The following is an 18,916-nucleotide window of genomic DNA, read 5'->3' as shown; positions in this document are numbered from 1 at the left end:
CTTCGACGGAAGAAGCAAAACTAATGAACACCCCCTTACTGAAGTTGTTGTCCACCATCGCATTACTGGTCATTGCGTACATAGGCAGCGTCTTCGCCTCCTCTCGAGAGGCGCGCCCCGCCAGGATCGTGGAATCATCCCACCCTCCCTATGTTGCGAAGATAGCGGGCGGACAGCTGATGGCGATCACGTTGGAGCCCCGACAATTGCCTCTCGACATGAACGCTGCAAACTCGATCAGATCCGAGACCGCAGACTTCAAGCCGGCCCGTTATTCGTTTCCCGACGCAAGCGTTCCGCAGTCTGTGTTGTCGCGCATGTCGAACATTTACCGCTACGATCGCTGCCGCGACGTTCCGATCGTTTCCTCGGGAGGTGACTGGGTGATCGCGGAATACTTTCGAGCGGGGTCTCACGTGCCCCTCTCGCGCTTCCAACTGCTCGGCAAGCAGGTGCAGCGTCAGGAGCTCTTAGACGCAAGCGGCAAGGCGGTGAACGTGATCGTAGTTGACTGGGCGCCCGCAAGCGCAAGGGACGACGAGGAATCAACCGACCCATCCGCGCTCGGGGAACATCCAGCATGGATACGCGTGTTCAAGGTCTCGCCTTCCGGCAAAAAGACGCTCATCGCCCTAGCCTCGAGGAAGATGCGCTTCACGACCGCGCCCGATACCTACGATGCGCCAAAGGACGACGACCTCGTGTTCGGTTCACCGAATGGCCAGTCGAAGTGGCGGACGAAGGCAGAGTTTCTCAGCGCGAACCGTATCGAACTGGACGCCAGGAGCCTGAGGGGAGACCTGCATCGGGCAGCAGGCTCACGCGCGAGTCATTGACTGTGCATCGGCTTCTTCGCCATCTCGATCACGTGAAGATCACGCACTGTGTTGTGTCGGCCCTCGTGCTGACCGCTGCGAATGCTATGGCCGCAGGCGAAGCGCCGCTCAGGGACCGGCCGACTTCCGTCACGGCAATGCCCGAGTCCGATCACTCTTATATCGGGAGGCGCGGAGACGCGTTCGAATACACCAGGATTCCGACCGACGGTATCGACGTGGAATCCCGTGTTCTGGTCTGGTATCTCGGAACGCGCAAGGGCCAGGGGCCTGCCGTCCGTTATCAGGACGGCGGTAGCACCGGTACGCTGACGTGCTATGACGACTGCCAATTCGTGATGGGCGCCACCACAGTCAATGGAAAGGTCACGCACATCGGTCGAATCCGCGTGACGAACGATCCTCTCATCTACGCGATCATGCGCGACGCACGCGCTGGCCACCTGTCGGATCTTAGGCGACGCTGACGCCGGCCAACTTCCCGCAGGTCTCCATCCCCGGCGTCGACGAAGAAGCCCATGTGCATCTTTGGGTGATACGTTATATCATCGCGTCTCGACACAACGACGCGTGCCGCCCATCGCAGCCCAAACGCCATGACCGCCTCCCTCGAAACCATGCTCGCCCGCGCCGAAGCGCTCGCCGACGCGCGCGGCCTCGCGCTGACGCCGCTGCGCCGGCACGTCTACGAACTCGTGCTGAAGGCGCACAAGCCCATCGGCGCCTACGACCTCATCGACGCGATGGAGCCCAAGCGCGGCGCACGCGTGCCGCCGACCACCGTCTATCGCGCGCTGGACTTTCTCGTCGAAAACGGCCTCGTGCATCGCATCGAGTCGAAGAACGCGTTCGTTGCATGCTGCGATGCCGGCAAGCCGCACGAAAGCCAGTTCCTCATCTGCGACGAATGCGGTGCGACGCTCGAAATTCAGGGCCGGGAACTCGCCTCCTCGCTGTCCGCGAGCCCGCCCGCGCACGGCTTCCAGGTGCGCCATCAGGTCGTCGAACTGAGCGGCCTGTGCAGCGATTGCCAAGGCAAACACCGCGCGCAACACGGCGCATGACATCTCGCATTCAACAAGGAAAACGATGAAACTCGCGCATGTCCTCACTTGCATCGCCGCTGCGTTCAGCCTCTGCAATGCTGCCATCGCTCAGACGCCGCGCGTGCCCGTCGTCGCCGCAGAGAATTTTTATGGCGACGTGATCCGCCAGCTCGGCGGCGACCATGTGCAAGTGACGAGCATCCTCAGCAGTCCGGATCAGGACCCGCATCTGTTCGAAGCCAGCCCGAAGACGGCGCGCGCGCTTCAGTATGCGGCGCTCGTCGTCTACAACGGCGCCGACTACGATCCGTGGATGGACAAGCTGCTCGGGGCATCGAAGGACAATGGCAAGCGCACGGCGATCGTCGCGGCGCAACTCACCGGCAAGAAGCCCGGCGACAATCCGCATCTCTGGTACGACCCGCCGACGATGCCCGCCGTCGCGAAAGCGGTGAGCGCGTATCTCTCTGGCGCGGACCCCGCGCACAAGAGCGATTACGACGCGCGCCTCGCCGCGTTCCTCGATTCGCTCAAGCCCGTCAACGCGCGCATCGCGGTGTTGAAGTCGCATTACAAGGGCGTGCCGGTGACCGCGACCGAACCGGTGTTCGGCTATATGGCCGACGCCATCGGCTTCGAGATGCGTAACCAGCGCTTCCAGACCGCCGAGATGAACGAGACGGAACCAAGCCCCGCCGACATCGCCGCATTCGAGAAGGACTTGCGCGAGCGGCGCGTGCACGTGCTCATCTACAACAGCCAGGCGACGGGCGCGCTCACGCGCCGGTTGCTCGATGTCGCGAAGGACGCACACGTGCCGAGCATCAGCGTGACGGAGACGCTGCCCGCCGGCAAGACGTATCAGCAATGGATGCAGACGCAACTCGACGCCCTCGCGGGCGCGCTGCAAGGATGGCAACGATGACGCAGACGCCGCAAGCCGCGCTTCAAGTCGATCGCGTGACGCTCGAACTCGGCGGACGCGCGATCCTCAACGACGCGAGCTTCACCGTGAACACAGGCGAATTCATCGGCGTGCTCGGGCCGAACGGCGCCGGCAAGACCACGCTGATGCGCGCCCTCCTCGGCCTCGTGCCGGTCGCCTCCGGCACGATTCGCGTGAACGGCGAAGCAGTGATGCGCGGCAACGCATCCATCGGTTACATGCCGCAGATTCGCAGCGGACTTGCGGGGCGCCGCGTGCTGGGCCGCGATTTCGTGGCGATGGCGGCGGACGGGCATCGCTGGGGGTTGCCGCATCGCAATGAGCGCATTCGCGCGGATGTCGAACGCGTGCTCGATCTCGTCGGCGCGCGGCAGCTCGCGGGCCGGCCGCTGTCGGAGCTATCGGGCGGCGAGCGCCAGCGGCTCTTGCTCGCGCAATGTCTGCTCGGCAATCCGCGCCTGCTGCTGCTGGACGAGCCGCTCATCAGCCTCGATCCGCGTCATCAGACGGGCGTCGTCGAACTCGTGCGGCGCGTGCAGCGTGAGCTGAACATCACCGTGCTGTTTTCGGCGCATGAACTGAATCCGCTCCTGAACTCCCTCGATCGCGTGCTGTATCTCGGCAACGGACGCGCGGCGCTCGGCACCGTCGACGAAGTCATCACGAAGCCCGTGCTGTCGCGCCTTTACGGCTCGCCCATCGACGTGATGCGCGTAAACGGCCGCATTTTCGTGATGTCCGGCGATGTCGAGATCGACAAGCTCGATCACGCGCACGAGGAAGGCGGGGAGCACGCGCACGAACATGAGCACGACCACGATCATGGCCACGGGCACGCCCGTGAGCACGGCCACGGCAAGAAGGGAAAGCACACGCACAATGTTTGAATACGACTTCATGGTGAATGCGTTCGCGGCGTCGGGGATCGTCGCGGTGCTGTCGGGGATCGTCGGCTATTTTCTCGTGATGCGCGGACAGACGTTCGCGGGCCACGCGCTGTCGCACGTCGGCTTCACCGGCGCAACGGGCGCGGTGCTGCTCGGCATGCCGCCGATCTGGGGCATGGTCGGCTTCACGCTCGCGGCGGGCGTCGGCATGGGCGCGCTCGGCGAGAAGCTGTCGGGCCGCGATGTGGCCATCGGCGTGATTCTTTCGCTATCGCTCGGCTTCGGCCTGCTGTTTCTGCACTTCTTCACCGCGTACGCGACGCAAGCGACCGCGCTGCTGTTCGGCAACGTGCTCGGCGTGAATCACGCGACGCTCGTCTTGCTGGCGGGGCTTGCGGCGGTGAGCCTGGTCGCGCTCGGCATCATCATGCGGCCGCTGCTGTTCGCGTCGCTGCAGCCGGAACTGGCTGAGGCCAAAGGCGTGTCGCTGCGGCTCGTCTCGGTGCTGTTTCTTGCGATCACCGCGCTGGCGGTCGCGGCATGCACGCAGATCGTCGGCGTGCTGCTCGTCTTCGCGCTGATGGTCGGACCGGCCGCCGCCGCGCAAAACGTGACGACGCGGCTGTCGGCGGGACTCGCGCTCGCGGCCTTGTTCGCGTTGGGGCAGGCGTGGATCGGCTTGACGCTCGCCTATTACACCGACTGGCCGACGAGCTTCTGGATCACGATGCTCGCGGCGCTGGTGTACGGGGCAAGTCTGTTGGGACAGCGCGGACATTGACCGCTGAGAAACCGGTCGTGCCGTGCGACACGACCGGCGTTTCAATACGTCAGCGGCACAAGATCCGCGCATGATGCGCGATGTGCTCGCCGACGAACGTCGAGATGAAGAAGTAGCCGTGGTCGTAGCCCTCATGCCGGCGCACGGTCACGTCATGCCCTGCCTCGCGCGCATTGCGCTCGAAGACATCCGGGTAAAGCTGCTCGGCAAGGAACTGATCCGCCAGCCCCTGATCGATCAGAATCCCGCCGTCGAAGCGAGAGGCGGCAGCGCCTTTGACGAGCTCGCTCGCATCGTATTGCTTCCACGCTTCGCGATCATCGCCGAGATAGCCGGTGAACGCTTTGACGCCCCACGGACAATGCGACGGCGCGGCGATCGGCGCGAACGCCGAGACGCTGCGATAGATGTCCGGATTGCGCAGCGCCAGCACGAGCGCGCCGTGTCCGCCCATCGAATGACCGAAAATGCCTAGCCGGTCGTCACGTATGGGCAAGTCGGCCAGCGCCGCACGCCGCAAATCCTGCGTCACGTACGAATACATGCGATACCGCCCGCTCCACGGCTCGCGCGTCGCATCGACGTAGAAGCCCGCGCCCGCGCCGAAGTCCCATGCATCCTTCTCGCCGGGAATGTCGGCGCCGCGGGGACTCGTGTCCGGCGCGATCAGCGCGATGCCATGCTCCGCCGCGTAACGCTGCGCGCCCGCCTTGATCGGAAACGTCTCCTCGGTGCAGGTGAGGCCCGCGAGATAGAACAGCGCGGGCACCTTGCCCGATGCCGCTTGCGCCGGCAGAAAGACGGAAAAGCGCATCGGCAGGCCGATCGATTCCGGCTCGTGCCGATAGATGCGCTGCACGCCATCGAAACAACGGTGTTCCTCGATGAGTTCGAGCATGGCGTCCTCCTTCGCTCAATAGATGACGACGGAACGGATCGACTCGCCCTTCTTCATCAGGTCGAAGCCGTCGTTGATCTGCTCCAGCTTCAGGTGGTGCGTGATGAGGTCGTCGATATTGATCTTGCCTTCCATGTACCAGTCGACGATCTTCGGGACATCCGTGCGGCCGCGCGCGCCGCCGAACGCGGACCCTTTCCATTCGCGGCCCGTGACGAGCTGGAACGGACGCGTGCTGATTTCCTGCCCCGCCGCCGCCACGCCGATGATGAACGACTGTCCCCAGCCCTTGTGCGTGCATTCGAGCGCCTGACGCATCAGCGTCACGTTGCCGACGCATTCGAACGAATAGTCCGCGCCGCCATCGGTCAGCTGCACGATATGGTCGACGACGTTCTCCACCTCGTTCGGGTTGATGAAGTGCGTCATGCCGAACTTCTTCGCGAGTTCGACGCGGCCCGGATTGATATCGACGCCGATGATCTTGTCCGCGCCGACCATCTTCGCGCCCTGGATCACGTTCAGGCCGATGCCGCCCAGCCCGAACACGACGACGTTCGCGCCCGCTTCCACCTTCGCCGAATACACGACCGCGCCGACGCCCGTTGTCACGCCGCAGCCGATATAGCAGATCTTGTCGAAGGGCGCATCCTCGCGCACCTTCGCCACGGCGATCTCCGGCACGACGATGTAGTTCGAGAACGTTGACGTGCCCATGTAGTGAAAGAGCGGCTTGCCGTCGAGCGAGAAGCGCGATGTTGCATCGGGCATCAGGCCTTTGCCTTGCGTCGCGCGAATCTTCTGACAGAGATTCGTCTTGCGCGACAGACAGAACTTGCACTCGCGGCACTCCGGCGTGTAGAGCGGGATCACGTGATCGCCCTTTTTCAGCGTGCCGACGCCCGGCCCGACATCGACGATCACGCCCGCGCCTTCGTGACCGAGAATCGCCGGGAAAATGCCTTCCGGGTCCGCGCCCGACAGCGTGTAGTAGTCGGTGTGGCAAATGCCCGTCGCTTTCACTTCGATCAGCACTTCACCCGCGCGCGGGCCTTCGAGATCGACTTCCTCGATGGTGAGCGGCTGACCGGCTTTCCATGCGATTGCGGCTTTTGTCTTCATCGTTACGTTCCTCGGCTATTAGGGTCTGGGTTAGTTGATTCAGCGAATGATATTCAGGACTTCGTAGCACGCGCCCATCGTGTGATAGTCGGTCTTGCCGGCGGGGCTTTTCTCGTCGCTGTACTGGCGATTGTCGCGGCTCAGGATGCGATACCACGCGCCGTATCGATGGTTGACGAAATGCGCCCAGCTATACGCCCACAGGCGGTCGTACTCGCGCCAGTAATGCGCGGCGGCATCGGCGTCGCCTTCGCGCTGCATGCGGTCGGCGAGCAGGGCCGCCGCCCCGAGAGACTCTGCCTGCACCCAGAAATACTTGTCCTCGTCGTAGAACTTGCCTTCGGTGTCGAAGCCATAGACCATGCCGCCATGCTCGTGGTCCCACGACGATTCCAGCGCGCGGTCGAACAGTTCACGCGCGCGTTGCACATGCCATGTTGCGGGCCGATGCCGGTCGAGGATCAGCAGCAGCTTCGCCCATTCGGTCTGATGTCCCGGCTGAAAGCCCCACGGCCTGAAGATGTTGCTGCGATCGCCCTTGTTGTAGTCCCAGTCGATCGACCAGTCCGGCTTGTAGTGCTCCCAGACGAGACCGCCCGCGAGCGCCGCCTGACGGTTCACCATGTTGTCGGCGAGCAGCGCGGCGCGGTCGAGATAACGCGCCTCGCCGGTCGCTTCGAACGCCGCGAGAAACGCCTCGCACGCATGCATGTTCGCGTTCTGCCCGCGATACTCCGACACCTCCCAGTCCGCGCTCGCCTCGTCCTTGTAGAGACCGTGCTCCGCGTCCCAGAAGCGCGTTTCCATCAGCTGCCATGTTTCGTCGAGATAGGCGCGCGCTTCCTCGAAGCCCGCTTCGATCGCCTTCGCGTACGCCAGCACGACGAACGCGAGGCCATAGCAGTGATTCGTCGCATCCGTGACCTCGCGGCCGTTCAGCGTCCACGCATAACCGCCCGTTTGCGGATTGCGATGAACCTCGCGCAGATAGTCGATGCCATGCCGCACGCCGCCGCGATACTCGTCGAGACCGTAGTGCTTGTACGCCATCGCGTAGTTGAACACGAAGCGCGTGCTCGACACCAGATGACGCGACTTGCGGTCATAGATGGCGCCGTCGTTCTTGTAGAAGTGATAGAAGCCGCCTGCGGGGTCCATGCAGTGCGGGTGATAGAAGATCATCGTGCGCAGCGCGTGATCGAGCAGGAACTGGCGCGAGCGGAAGTCGGGTTGCGACGGTGCGGATGCGGACATGGCGGAAGATCGATGTTGTCGTGATGCGCCGGATGACGCTGCGGGGCGCGGCTTGAATCGAAGCAGAGGCCAAAGTGTAAGGGCTAACGCGCCCGCCGTCAGAACCAGCTTTCGACGCGCCCATAAAGATCGATGAAACGCGCGTGCCTGACTTCGAGCGCGGCGTCGGCTCGCGGGGAAGCGACGCGCGTCGCTGCCGGCGCAAGCGCTGCGAGTTCCGCCATGCGCCAGTGTCCCGCCGCGATGCCGCCGAGCATCGCCGCGCCGCGTGCCGCCGCGTTCGGGCAATCGACGGCGTCGAGCTCGGCATCGAGCGCATCGGCGAGGAGCTGACGCCAGCGAGCATCGATCGAGCCGCCGCCTGCAAGACGCATCGCGCTCAATGGCGTGCCGCTGCGGCGGATGGCATCGAGGCCCGCGCGCAATGCGAATGCCACGCCTTCGAACGCGGCGCGCATCAGCGAGCCGCGAGTATCGTCGAGGCCGAGGCCGAGCCAGCCGCCGCGCGCCGCCGGGTTCATCCACGGCGAACGCTCGCCGCTCAGATACGGCAGGAAGCTCAGGGATGCGCTCGCGTCGGCGGCGAAGGCTTCGTCGTAGGCGGCGGGCCAGTTCGCAAAGCCCAGCCAGCCGCGCACCGCTTCGAGCGCTACGCCGACATTCTGCATCGCCGCCATGCGATACCACGGTCCCGTCGCCCCGCGATACGTATGCAAGCCGCGCATCGACGCTGGCGCTTGCTCGCTCATCACGACGATCTGCCCGCCGCTGCCCGTCGTCAACAGCGCATCGCCATCGTTGGTGAGGCCGCTGCCGAGCGCGGCGCATGGCGTATCGCCCGCGCCGACGGCCATCGGGATGCCCGCGTGCAAGCCCAGTTCCGCCGCCGCTTGCGCCGACAGCGCGCCGCCTTCCGCATGGGATGCCGCCACCGGCGCCAACCACGCGCGCGGCAAGGCGAGCCTGTCGATGAGCGCCTCGTCCCAATCGCCGGCGGACGAAGCCAGCGCCGTCGCGCAGGCGTCGGACGGATCGGTGACGAACGCGCCGCCCAGCCGCGCACGCAGCCAGTCCTTCGGCTGCAACGCCCATCGCATGTCGGCGGCGACCGCCGGTTCGTTGATCGCGAGCCAGCGCAGCAACGGTCCGGCCATGCCCGGCGCGACGGGATTCGGCTGCGGCTCGGGCCACGCGTCGAGGAGGCTGCTTGCACGCGTATCGGGCCAGAGCATCGCGGGGCGCAGCGCGCGGCCATCGGCGGCGGTGGGCACCAGGCCGTGCATCTGGCCTGAGAAGCCGATCGCGCTCACCGCAGCCCGCTCGTCCGATGGCAAACGCGCGGCCGCATCGACGAGCGCGGCATGCCACGCATCGGCGGAAGTTTCGGCCCAGCCGGGATGCGCGCTCGATACCGCATACGCCGCACTCGACGATGCGACTTCGCGCGCCGCGTCATCGACGATGGCGAGTTTGATCGAACCGGTGCCCAGATCGATGCCAAGAAAACGCATGGAATGACGTCTCCGGTCTTGCTGGAAAAGCGTTAGGGAAAACGCGCAAATCGCGGGTTAACCCCGCTAAAGCGCGCGCGGCGCCAAAAACGGACTATACGAGCGCCGTAATGAACATCATAACGACGCGCGCGAAATTGCAGCCTTTCGTCACACGACATGAATCCTCGCGCGTGCGTCAAACCCCTTCCAGCCAAGGCTGCGACGCCATCTTGCCGTGCGCCGCGCGTGTTTTCCATATCGGCTTGCGAACGCGACGTATAGAGACGCGTGGTCTTGTTAGGGCTTTTTGACGCACTTACCTTGGAGGCCATTCAAGTGAAAAGGCAATCAAGGAGACGACATGGCATCGAGTTTCAGCGACGCGAACGCGCGAGCGTTGGTCCATCCGTGCGACGAGCGGCTGCCGACAGGTCAGCTCCTGACGCTCGGCATACAGCACGTCCTCGTAATGTACGCGGGCGCCGTCGCCGTCCCGCTGATCCTCGGCGCAGCGATGCATCTCACGAAGGACGAAGTCGCATTCCTGATCAGCGCCGACCTGTTTTCATGCGGCGTCGCGACGCTCATCCAGACGCTCGGCCTGTGGATATTCGGCATTCGCCTGCCGGTCATCATGGGCTGCACTTTCGCCGCCGTCGGTCCGATGGTCGCCATCGGCACCAATCCCTCGCTCGGCATTCTCGATGTCTTCGGTGCGACGATCGCGGCGGGCGTCATCGGCATCTTCCTCGCGCCGATGATCGGCAAGCTCTTGCGCTTCTTCCCGCCGGTGGTGGTCGGCACCGTGATCGCGGTGATCGGGCTTTCGCTGATGGGCGTCGGCATCAACTGGGCGGCGGGCGGCGTCGGCAATCCCGACTACGGCAATCCGGTGTATCTGCTGCTGTCGCTCGTGGTGCTGTCGCTGATCCTGCTCATCAACAAGTTCGCGCGCGGCTTCATCGCGAATATTTCGGTGCTGCTCGGCATCGTCGCGGGCTTCGTGATCGCCGCGATGCTCGGCCGCGTCAGCATGGACGGCGTCGCACATGCGCCGTGGGTCGGCATCGTGATGCCGTTCCACTTCGGCCTGCCGCACTTCGATGCGCTCTCCGTCGCGACGATGGTCATCGTCATGTTCGTGACGTTCATCGAATCGACCGGCATGTTCCTCGCGGTCGGCGATCTGGTGGAGCGTCCGGTCGATCAGAAGGCGCTCGTGCGCGGCTTGCGTGTCGACGGTCTCGGCACGCTGATCGGCGGCGTCTTCAACTCGTTCCCGCATACGTCGTTTTCTCAGAACGTCGGGCTGATCGGCGTGACCGGCGTGAAAAGCCGCTTCGTCTGCGCGACGGGCGGCGTGATTCTCGTGCTGCTCGGTCTCTTTCCGAAGATGGCGCAAGTCGTCGCATCGGTGCCGCCGTTCGTGCTCGGCGGCGCGGGCATCGTTATGTTTGGGATGGTGGCGGCGAACGGCATCAAGGTGCTCTCGAAGGTGGACTTCGCGAAGAACCATCACAACCTGTTCATCGTCGCGGTGAGCGTGGGTCTCGGGCTCGTGCCGGTGGTCGCGCCGAAATTCTTCTCGCAACTGCCGCACGCGCTCGAGCCGATTCTTCACAGCGGGATTCTGCTGGCTTCGGTGTCGGCGGTGGTGCTGAACATCGTGTTCAACGGCGTGCGCAAGGAACGCGACGCGCGCTGCGAAATCCGCCAGGCCGGGCATGAGTTCGACGGAACCGCGCGGGCGTCGGAAGCGCAGTAAGGGGGAAGTGCTGGCGGTTGGTGCTCGAGCGCCGCGGTGATGAACCGCGGCGCTTTTTTCTTTTATGCCGATGATGCGGGCGCATCCGCTGCGCGGGGCGCGTCGCCGGTGCGCTCGATCCATCCGCCGCCCAGCGCCCGATACAACCCGACGAGGTTCGCAAGGCGCTGCGTGCGCGCGACGATCAACGACTGCTGCGCCGCATACAGGTCCTGCTGCGCGGTCAGCACGCCGAGATAGCTGTCGACGCCCTGTCGATAACGCATCGTCGACAAGTCGAGACGGCGTTGCTGCGCGGCGGCATCGCGTTCGAGCGCCTGAATTTGCTGATCGAAGGTGCCGCGTGCGGCGAGGGCATCGGCGACATCGCGGAACGCCGATTGGATCGCCTTCTCGTACTGCGCGATCTGGATGTTCTTCTGGATGTTGGCCAGGTCCAGATTCGCCTGATTCTGGCCACCTTCGAAGATGGGCAGCGTGATCGTCGGCGCGAAGCTCCATGCGGCCGAACCCGGCTTGAACAATCCACCGAGCGTCGGACTCAAGGTGCCGAAGCCGCCCGTCAGCGAGATGCGCGGAAAGAACGCCGCCCGCGCCGCGCCGATATTCGCGTTGGCCGCGCGAAGGTTCTGTTCCGCCTCCATGATGTCCGGGCGATTCGCGAGCAGATCGGACGGCAGGCCCGCCGGGATGTCCGTCAGCAGGTCCTGTCCATCGAGCGGCATGCCGGGCGGGAGATCGTCCGGAAGCGGTTCGCCGAGCAGCAGCGCGAGCGCGTTGACCGCCTGTGCCCGCGCGCGCTGCTGTGCCTGATAGTTGGCGCTCGCCGTTTCCACCACCGTCTGCGATTGGCTGAGGTCGAGTTCGGAAGCCGCCCCGGTAACGAACTGCAGCTTGACGATGCGATACGACTCGCGCGCCGTCTTCAGCGTTTGCTCGGTGATCCTTAGCAGATCGTCCGCCTGCAGCACTTGCAGATACTGCGCGGCCACCTGCGACACCAGCGAAATCTCGAACGCCTTGCGGGCGTAGGCCGTCGCGAAATACTGCGCGAGCGCCTGATCTTTCAGGCTTTGCACGCGCCCGAACAAGTCCAGTTCCCACGATGCATTCAGGCCGACCGAATAGGTGTTCGAGATGGTCTGATCGAGAAACGAAAGACTGCGCGGCGTGCGCTGCTTCGACTGGTCGGCTTGCGCCGCGATCGCCGGAAACAGTTCCGAACGCACGATCCGATACTGCGCCTGCGCTGCCTGCACGTTCAGCACCGACGTGCGCAGGTCGCGGTTGTTCTTTAGCGCGATATCGATGAGCCGCTGCAGGCGCGCATCGACGAAAAACTCACGCCAGCCGATGTTCGCCGCCGCGACGCCTTCCGCACTGCGCGCGCCGTGTGCCGCGCTTGGCTGCGTCGCGTAGACGCCGCCACCCGGGAACGCCGGAGCGACCGGCGCGGCGGGACGCTCGTAGGTCGGTGCGAGCGTGCAGCCCGTCGCCAGAATGGAGGCGGCCGCTGCAATGAAAGTGAATCTACGCATGTCAATGTCCCTCCTGCGAACGCTGCCGCTCGTAATCCGCGATGGCCGCGTTCGTGTCTTCCCTGTCGCCGCCGAAACGCGCGCGCACCACGACAAAGAACATCGGCACCATGAAGATGGCGAAGAACGTCGCGGTGACCATGCCGCCGATCACGCCGGTGCCGATCGCGTGCTGGCTCGCCGAACCCGCGCCATTGCTGATCGCGAGCGGCAGCGTGCCGAGGATGAACGCAAGCGAGGTCATCAGAATCGGACGCAGGCGCAAGCGCGCCGCTTCGAGCGCGGCCGCGACCGGTCCCATGTTGTGATTGAGCTGCAAATCGCGCGCGAACTCGACGATCAGAATCGCGTTCTTCGCCGACAGGCCGACCGTCGTCAGCAGGCCGACCTGGAAGAACACATCGTTTTCGAGTCCGCGCATGGTCACGGCAAGCAGCGCGCCGATCACGCCGAGCGGGACGACCATGATGACCGAGAACGGAATCGACCAGCTTTCGTACAGCGCCGCGAGACAAAGGAACACGACGAGGATCGATATGCCGTACAGAATGGGCGCTTGCGAGCCGGACTGGATCTGCTGAAGCGACAAGCCCGTCCATTCGTAGCCGATGCCCGCCGGCAGCTTCGCGGCGAGCGCTTCCATCGCGGCCATCGCCTGGCCAGTGGATTTGCCGGGCGCAGCCGCGCCCTGGATTTCGGCCGACGACATGCCGTTGTAGCGCTCGAGCTTCGGCGAGCCGTTGCGCCATTCGCCGGTCGCGAACGCGGAGAACGGCACCATGCCGCCCGACGCGTTGCGCACGTACCAGCCGTCGATATCCCCGGGCGACATGCGGAACGGCGCGTCGCCTTGCAGATAGACCTTCTTGATGCGGTTGTCGGTATCGAGGAAGTTGTTCACATACATCGATGCCCACGCCGCCGAGAACGTCTGATCGATCGCGGATGGCGCGACGCCCAGCGCCAGCGCCTTCTCACGGTCGATGTTCACCTTGAACTGCGGCGTGTCGTTCAGGCCGTTCGGACGCACGCCCGCAAGCGACGGGTCTTTCGCCGCCATGCCGAGCAATTGGTTGCGCGCGGCCATCAGCGCGTCGTGGCCCACGCCCGCGCGGTCCTGCAGCTCGAAGTCGAAGCCCGCCGCCGTGCCGAGTTCGGGAATCGACGGCGGATTGACCGGGTAGACCATCGCGTTGCGATAGCCCGCGAAACGCCCGAACGTGCGGCCGACGAGCGCCTGAATCGTGGCGTCCGCGTGCCGCCGCTCCGCATAGTCCTTCAGCCGCACGAACACGAGACCGGAGTTCTGCCCGCGCCCTGCGAAGCTGAAGCCGTTCACGGGTAAACACGGATTCGACGACCGCCTTCTCTTCCTTCAACAGATAAGCGGCGACATCGTCGAGCGCGCGTTGCGTCGTTTCCTGTGTCGATCCGGCCGGACCGGCGACGAGGATGAACATCGTGCCCTGGTCTTCATCGGGCAGGAACGCTTTCGGCAGCTTCGCGAACAGCAGGCCGACCACCGCGATAATCGCCAGATAGATGACGAGCCAGCGCCCCGAGCGGCGGATCACGTGGGTCACGCCCGCGTGATACCGGTCGCGGCTCTTGTCGAACACGCGGTTGAACCAGCCGAAGAAGCCCGTCGATTTCTGCGCGTGGCCTTTGGGCAGCGGCTTCAGAATGGTTGCGCACAGCGCGGGCGTGAGGATCATCGCGGTGAGCACGGACAGGACCATCGCGGAGACGATCGTCAGCGAGAACTGGCGATAGATCACGCCGACCGATCCGCCCGAGAACGCCACCGGCACGAACACCGCCGACAGCACGAGCGCCACGCCGATCAGCGCGCCGGTGATCTGGCCCATCGCACGGCGCGTGGCTTCGCGCGGCGGCAGGCCGTCCTCGCTCATCACGCGCTCGACGTTCTCGACGACCACGATGGCGTCGTCCACGAGCAGGCCGATGGCGAGCACGATGCCGAACATCGACAGCGTGTTGATCGAGAAGCCGAGCGCCGCCATGATCGCGAACGTGCCGAGCAGCACGACCGGCACCGCGATGGTCGGAATGAGCGTGGCGCGGATGTTCTGCAGGAACAGATACATCACGAGGAACACGAGCACGATGGCTTCGCACAGGGTCTTGATCACGTCCGAAATGGACTGCCGCACGAACGGCGTCGTGTCGTACGGATACGTGACGACGAGCCCGTGCGGGAAGTACTTCGAGAGCTCGGCGACTTTCTTGCGCACGCGTTCCGCCGTGGCGAGCGCATTCGCGCCGGTCGCGAGACTGATGCCGAAGCCCGCCGCCGGATGCCCGTTGTACTGCGTCTCGAAGTTGTAGTTCTCACCGCCGAGCTCGACGCGCGCGACATCCTTCACGCGCACCTGCGATCCGTCCGCGTTCGACTTCAGCAGCACGTTGCCGAACTGTTCGGGCGTGCGCAGCAGCGTCGCCTCGGTGATGGTGGCCTGCATCGCCTGACCGGGCACCGCAGGGGTGCCGCCGAGCGAGCCGCCCGCGACCTGGACGTTCTGCGCCTGCAGCGCCTGCTGGACGTCGGTCGGCATGAGGCTGTACTTCGTCAGCTTGTTCGGATCGAGCCAGATACGCATTGCGTATTGCGTGCCGAACAGGTTCACCGTGCCGACGCCGTCGATACGGCTGATCTAATCCTGCACGTGCGACGCCACGTAGTTCGCGAGGTCGTTGCGGTCCATGCTGCCGTCTCCGGACACGAACGCGAGCACGAGCAGGAAGCTGTTGCTCGCCTTCGACACGCTGAGGCCCAGTTGCTGCACCACTTGCGGCAGGCTCGGCGTGGCGAGCTGCAGCTTGTTCTGCACCTGAACCTGCGCGATGTCGGGGTTCGTGCCCGGCGCGAACGTGAGCGTGATGGTCGCGGCGCCCGAATCGTCGGAAGTGGACGACAGATACAGCAAGTGGTCGAGCCCGTTCATTTGCTGCTCGATCACCTGCGTCACCGTGTTCTCGACGGTTTGCGCCGATGCGCCGGGGAACATCGCGTTGATCTGGATGGACGGCGGCGCGACCGTCGGATACTGCGCGACCGGCAGCGTCGATACCGACGCGAGGCCCGCGAGCATCAGAATGATGGCGATCACCCACGCGAAGATCGGGCGATCGATGAAGAATCTGGCCATAGATGCAATGCCTCCCCGGTTCAGGCCTTAGGCGCGGAAGCAGCCGCGACGGGAGCGGCCTTCACCGCCATCCCCGGCTGAACCTTGTCAACGCCCTCGACGATCACGCGATCGCCCGCCGCGACGCCGCTTTCGACAATCCAGTTGTGTCCCTGCATGCCCGATGTCACGAGCGGGCGCGGCGCGACCTTGCCGTCCTGGCCGACGACCATCGCGATGGCCGTGCCCTTCTGGTCATGCGTGACGCCGGCGACCGGCACGAGCAGCGCGTTCGCATTGACGCCCTCTTCGATGCGCGCGCGCACGAACATGCCCGGCAACAGCACGCGGTCCTTGTTCGGAAATACCGCGCGCACGGTGACGGAGCCGGTCGAACGGTCGACGGTCACATCGCTGAACTGGAGCCTTCCTTTCTCGGGATACACGCGGCCGTCTTCGAGAATCAGCGTCACTTCGGCTGCGTTCGGGCCGGCGCTCGCAAGACGCCCTTCCTGCATCTGACGGCGCAGCTTGAGACCGTCGAGGCTCGATTGCGTGAGATCGACGTACATCGGGTCGAGCTGCTGCACGGTCGCCATCAACGTGGCCTGGCTCGCCTGCACGTAGGCGCCGGGCGTGACCTGCGAGATGCCGATCTGGCCGCTCACGGGCGACACCACATCCGTATAGCCGACGTTGATCTGCGCCGTCCGCACCGATGCCTTCGCCGCCGCCACCTCCGCTGCGGCCTGGCCGAGCGCGGCGACCGCGTTGTCGTAGTCCTGCTTGCTGACCGCGTTCGCGGCGACCAGCACCTTGTAGCGCTCGGCCTGGGCCGTCGTCGAGACGAGATTCGCCTGCGCCTTCGCAAGCGATGCCTTCGCGCTGTCCAGCTGCGCGAGATACGGCGCGGGATCGATCTTGTAGAGGCGCTGGCCGGCCCTGACGAGACCGCCCTCGGTGAACTCGCGCTTGAGCACGATGCCATCGACACGCGCGCGCACCTGGGCATCGACGAACGCACTGGTGCGGCCCGGCAGTTCGCTCGTCACCGTCACCGCGGCGGGTGCAAGCGTGACGACGCCGACTTCGGGCGTGGGCGGCGTCATCGGTGCATGCTTGTCTCCGCAGGCAGCGGCGAGCATGGCGGCCGCCATGACACTGATGAGGCGGTGTGGAATCCTTTCGAAGCGCATGAAGCGGCGACCTCTTTGATGACTTGAAAAAGGGAAAGTGCGTGCGTTCTCCGTGGGGAACGCCAATGAGCGCGGATGCCCGGCGTGCGCGGACACCGATCGATGCACTTGTTGCGTGCTGAATGCGGACGGCGCGTGTGGCCGCCGCATGCCCGGCGCGCCGCAGATGGCGTGCAGGACGAGCCCATCTCGCTGTGACGGCTGCCTGCGCGACGGCAGGCGAAGAGGCACCGCCTGAAGAGGCACGGCCTCGCTCGCGGCGTCCGTGAGCGCAGTGCGATGGACGCCCGATACCCGAACGCGTCAAGCGGGGCGATTATAGATAGCGACTTTCATCAGGATGGCTAATGGAAGCGCATATTCGATGAAATTTGACGACGGCAAACCAAATGTATCGAAGCATTCCTAGCCACGAGCGACGGCCGAAAAAAAGCCCGGCGCGATGGCCGGGCTTCGACTTGCCGATACTAGGCAGCGTTCTGCATCATCCCGCTGCCGCTGGCGACGATGCGCCCTGCGGTGCGCTTGCCGATCCGACATCGGCGGGAGCATCGGCGGGGCGCGGCTGGTCGCCGGTATGCTCGATCCATCCGCCGCCGAGCGCCTGATACAGCGTCACCAGATTGGCGAGCCGTTCGGTGCGCGCGGTGATGAGCGTCTGCTGCACGGAGTACAAGTCCTGCTGCGCGGTCAGCACGCCGAGATAGCTATCGACGCCCTGGCGGTAACGCATCGTCGACAAGTCGAGACGGCGTTGCTGCGCGGCGGTGTCGCGTTCGAGCGCCTGGATCTGCTGATCGTAGGTGCCGCGTGCGGCGAGGCCATCGGCGACATCGCGAAATGCCGACTGAATCGCCTTCTCGTACTGCGCGATCTGAATATTCTTCTGGATGTTCGCCAGATCGAGATTCGCCTGATTCTGGCCGCCCTCGAAAATCGGCAGCGTGATCGTCGGGGCGAAGCTCCATGCAGCCGAGCCCGGCTTGAAGAGACCGCCGAGCGTCGGGCTCAGCGTGCCGAAGCTGCCCGTCAGCGAAATGCTCGGGAAGAACGCCGCCCGCGCCGCGCCGATGTTCGCATTCGCCGCGACCAGGTTCTGCTCCGCCTCCATGATGTCCGGGCGGCGCGTCAGCAGATCGGACGGCAAGCCGGCCGGAATGTCCGTCAGCAAGTCCTGTTCGTTCAGCGGCATGCCGGCTGGCAGATCGTCCGGAAGCGGTTCGCCGAGCAACAGCACGAGCGCGTTCACTGCCTGCGCCCGCGCGCGCTGCTGCGCCTGATAGTTCGCCGTCGCCGTTTCCACCACCGTCTGCGACTGGCTCAGATCGAGTTCGGACGCGGTGCCGTTGTCGAACTGCAGCTTGACGATGTTGTACGACTCCTGCGCCGTCTTGAGCGTCTGCTCGGTCACTTGCAGCAGGTCGTCCGCCTGCAGCACTTGCAGATACTGCGCGGCCACCTGCGAAATCAGCGAAATCTCGAACGCCTTGCGGGCGTACGCGGTCGAGAAATACTGCGCGAGCGCCTGATCCCGCAGGCTTTGCACGCGCCCGAAGAGATCGATTTCCCACGACGCATTCAGGCCGACCGAGTATGTCCGCGAGATCGTCTGGTTGAGGAACGACAGGTTGCGCGGCGTGCGCTGCACCGACTGGCCCGCCTGAGCATCGATCGCCGGGAACAGTTCGGAACGCACGATCCGATACTGCGCCTGCGCCGCCTGAATGTTCAGCACCGACGCGCGCAAGTCGCGGTTGTTTTTCCAAGCGATATCGATGAGCCGCTGCAGGCGCGCATCGACGAAAAAGTCCCGCCAGCCGATATCCGCGCCCGCGACGCCCTGCGCACTGCGCGCACCCTGGGCCACGCCCGGCTGCGTCGCGTAGACGCCGCCGGTCGGGAACGTCGTGGACACGGGCGCGGCGGGACGCTCGTACTTCGGCTCCATCGTGCAGCCCGTCGCCAGAACCGCGATGGCCGCTGCCATCAAAGAAAGTCTACGCAT

At 64.9% G+C, this 18,916-nt stretch carries 14 protein-coding genes and 1 pseudogene; 7 read left to right on the top strand and 8 right to left on the bottom strand.

The window, feature by feature from the left end:
- Positions 1-23: 23 nt before the first annotated feature.
- The 6 genes from P9255_RS22150 (at position 24) to P9255_RS22125 (ending at position 4,496) form a co-directional block, all read left to right on the top strand.
- Positions 24-836: a hypothetical protein gene (locus tag P9255_RS22150; protein WP_309763198.1), complete on the top strand. Its 813-nt coding sequence runs from the start codon at positions 24-26 to the stop codon at positions 834-836.
- 32 nt (positions 837-868) lie between these two features.
- Positions 869-1,303 carry a hypothetical protein gene (locus P9255_RS22145; protein ID WP_309763199.1) on the top strand — a complete coding sequence of 145 codons (435 nt, stop codon included), beginning with the start codon at positions 869-871 and terminating at the stop codon, positions 1,301-1,303.
- 129 nt (positions 1,304-1,432) lie between these two features.
- Positions 1,433-1,900, top strand: coding sequence for a Fur family transcriptional regulator (locus P9255_RS22140; RefSeq protein WP_309763200.1), 468 nt, complete (start codon positions 1,433-1,435; stop codon positions 1,898-1,900).
- 25 nt (positions 1,901-1,925) lie between these two features.
- Positions 1,926-2,807, top strand: coding sequence for a metal ABC transporter solute-binding protein (locus P9255_RS22135; protein WP_309790443.1), 882 nt, complete (start codon positions 1,926-1,928; stop codon positions 2,805-2,807).
- On the top strand, positions 2,804-3,715 hold the full coding sequence (locus P9255_RS22130; RefSeq protein ID WP_404980387.1) for a metal ABC transporter ATP-binding protein: 912 nt from the start codon (positions 2,804-2,806) through the stop codon (positions 3,713-3,715). The genes P9255_RS22135 and P9255_RS22130 overlap by 4 nt, the downstream gene beginning before the upstream one ends.
- On the top strand, positions 3,708-4,496 hold the full coding sequence (locus P9255_RS22125; RefSeq protein WP_309763203.1) for a metal ABC transporter permease: 789 nt from the start codon (positions 3,708-3,710) through the stop codon (positions 4,494-4,496). The genes P9255_RS22130 and P9255_RS22125 overlap by 8 nt, the downstream gene beginning before the upstream one ends.
- 49 nt (positions 4,497-4,545) lie before the next feature.
- Here the strand turns inward: P9255_RS22125 and fghA are convergent, their stop codons facing one another.
- The 4 genes from fghA to P9255_RS22105 all read right to left on the bottom strand — a co-directional run bounded on the left by fghA (position 4,546) and on the right by P9255_RS22105 (position 9,281).
- Entirely contained in the window at positions 4,546-5,394 is an 849-nt protein-coding gene (gene fghA / locus P9255_RS22120) for an S-formylglutathione hydrolase (RefSeq protein WP_309763204.1), read from the bottom strand.
- Positions 5,395-5,409: 15 nt separating this feature from the next.
- Complete coding sequence (locus P9255_RS22115; RefSeq protein ID WP_309763205.1) at positions 5,410-6,516, bottom strand: S-(hydroxymethyl)glutathione dehydrogenase/class III alcohol dehydrogenase; 1,107 nt, start codon at positions 6,514-6,516, stop codon at positions 5,410-5,412.
- Positions 6,517-6,555: 39 nt separating this feature from the next.
- Positions 6,556-7,770: an AGE family epimerase/isomerase gene (locus P9255_RS22110; RefSeq protein WP_309790442.1), complete on the bottom strand. Its 1,215-nt coding sequence runs from the start codon at positions 7,768-7,770 to the stop codon at positions 6,556-6,558.
- Positions 7,771-7,868: 98 nt separating this feature from the next.
- The gene (locus P9255_RS22105; RefSeq protein WP_309790441.1) at positions 7,869-9,281 is read right to left on the bottom strand and encodes an FGGY family carbohydrate kinase; all 1,413 of its coding nucleotides are present in this window, start codon (positions 9,279-9,281) and stop codon (positions 7,869-7,871) included.
- 343 nt (positions 9,282-9,624) lie between these two features.
- Here P9255_RS22105 and P9255_RS22100 point away from each other — a divergent pair, with 343 nt between their 5' ends.
- The gene (locus P9255_RS22100) at positions 9,625-11,028 is read left to right on the top strand and encodes a nucleobase:cation symporter-2 family protein (protein ID WP_309763208.1); all 1,404 of its coding nucleotides are present in this window, start codon (positions 9,625-9,627) and stop codon (positions 11,026-11,028) included.
- Between the two features lie 62 nt (positions 11,029-11,090).
- Here the strand turns inward: P9255_RS22100 and P9255_RS22095 are convergent, their stop codons facing one another.
- The 4 genes and pseudogenes from P9255_RS22095 to P9255_RS22080 all read right to left on the bottom strand — a co-directional run bounded on the left by P9255_RS22095 (position 11,091) and on the right by P9255_RS22080 (position 18,916).
- Positions 11,091-12,566, bottom strand: coding sequence for an efflux transporter outer membrane subunit (locus tag P9255_RS22095; RefSeq protein ID WP_309763209.1), 1,476 nt, complete (start codon positions 12,564-12,566; stop codon positions 11,091-11,093).
- A gap of 1 nt (position 12,567) precedes the next feature.
- Positions 12,568-15,736: pseudogene (locus P9255_RS22090) on the bottom strand (efflux RND transporter permease subunit).
- Between the two features lie 20 nt (positions 15,737-15,756).
- Positions 15,757-16,911, bottom strand: coding sequence for an efflux RND transporter periplasmic adaptor subunit (locus P9255_RS22085; RefSeq protein WP_309790440.1), 1,155 nt, complete (start codon positions 16,909-16,911; stop codon positions 15,757-15,759).
- Between the two features lie 484 nt (positions 16,912-17,395).
- Positions 17,396-18,916, bottom strand: a complete 1,521-nt coding sequence (locus P9255_RS22080) for an efflux transporter outer membrane subunit (protein WP_309790439.1) — start codon at positions 18,914-18,916, stop codon at positions 17,396-17,398.

Origin of the sequence: Caballeronia sp. LZ019 (assembly GCF_031450825.1) — a bacterium.
GTDB lineage: Bacteria > Pseudomonadota > Gammaproteobacteria > Burkholderiales > Burkholderiaceae > Caballeronia.
This window is presented reverse-complemented; position numbering and strand designations above follow the sequence as displayed.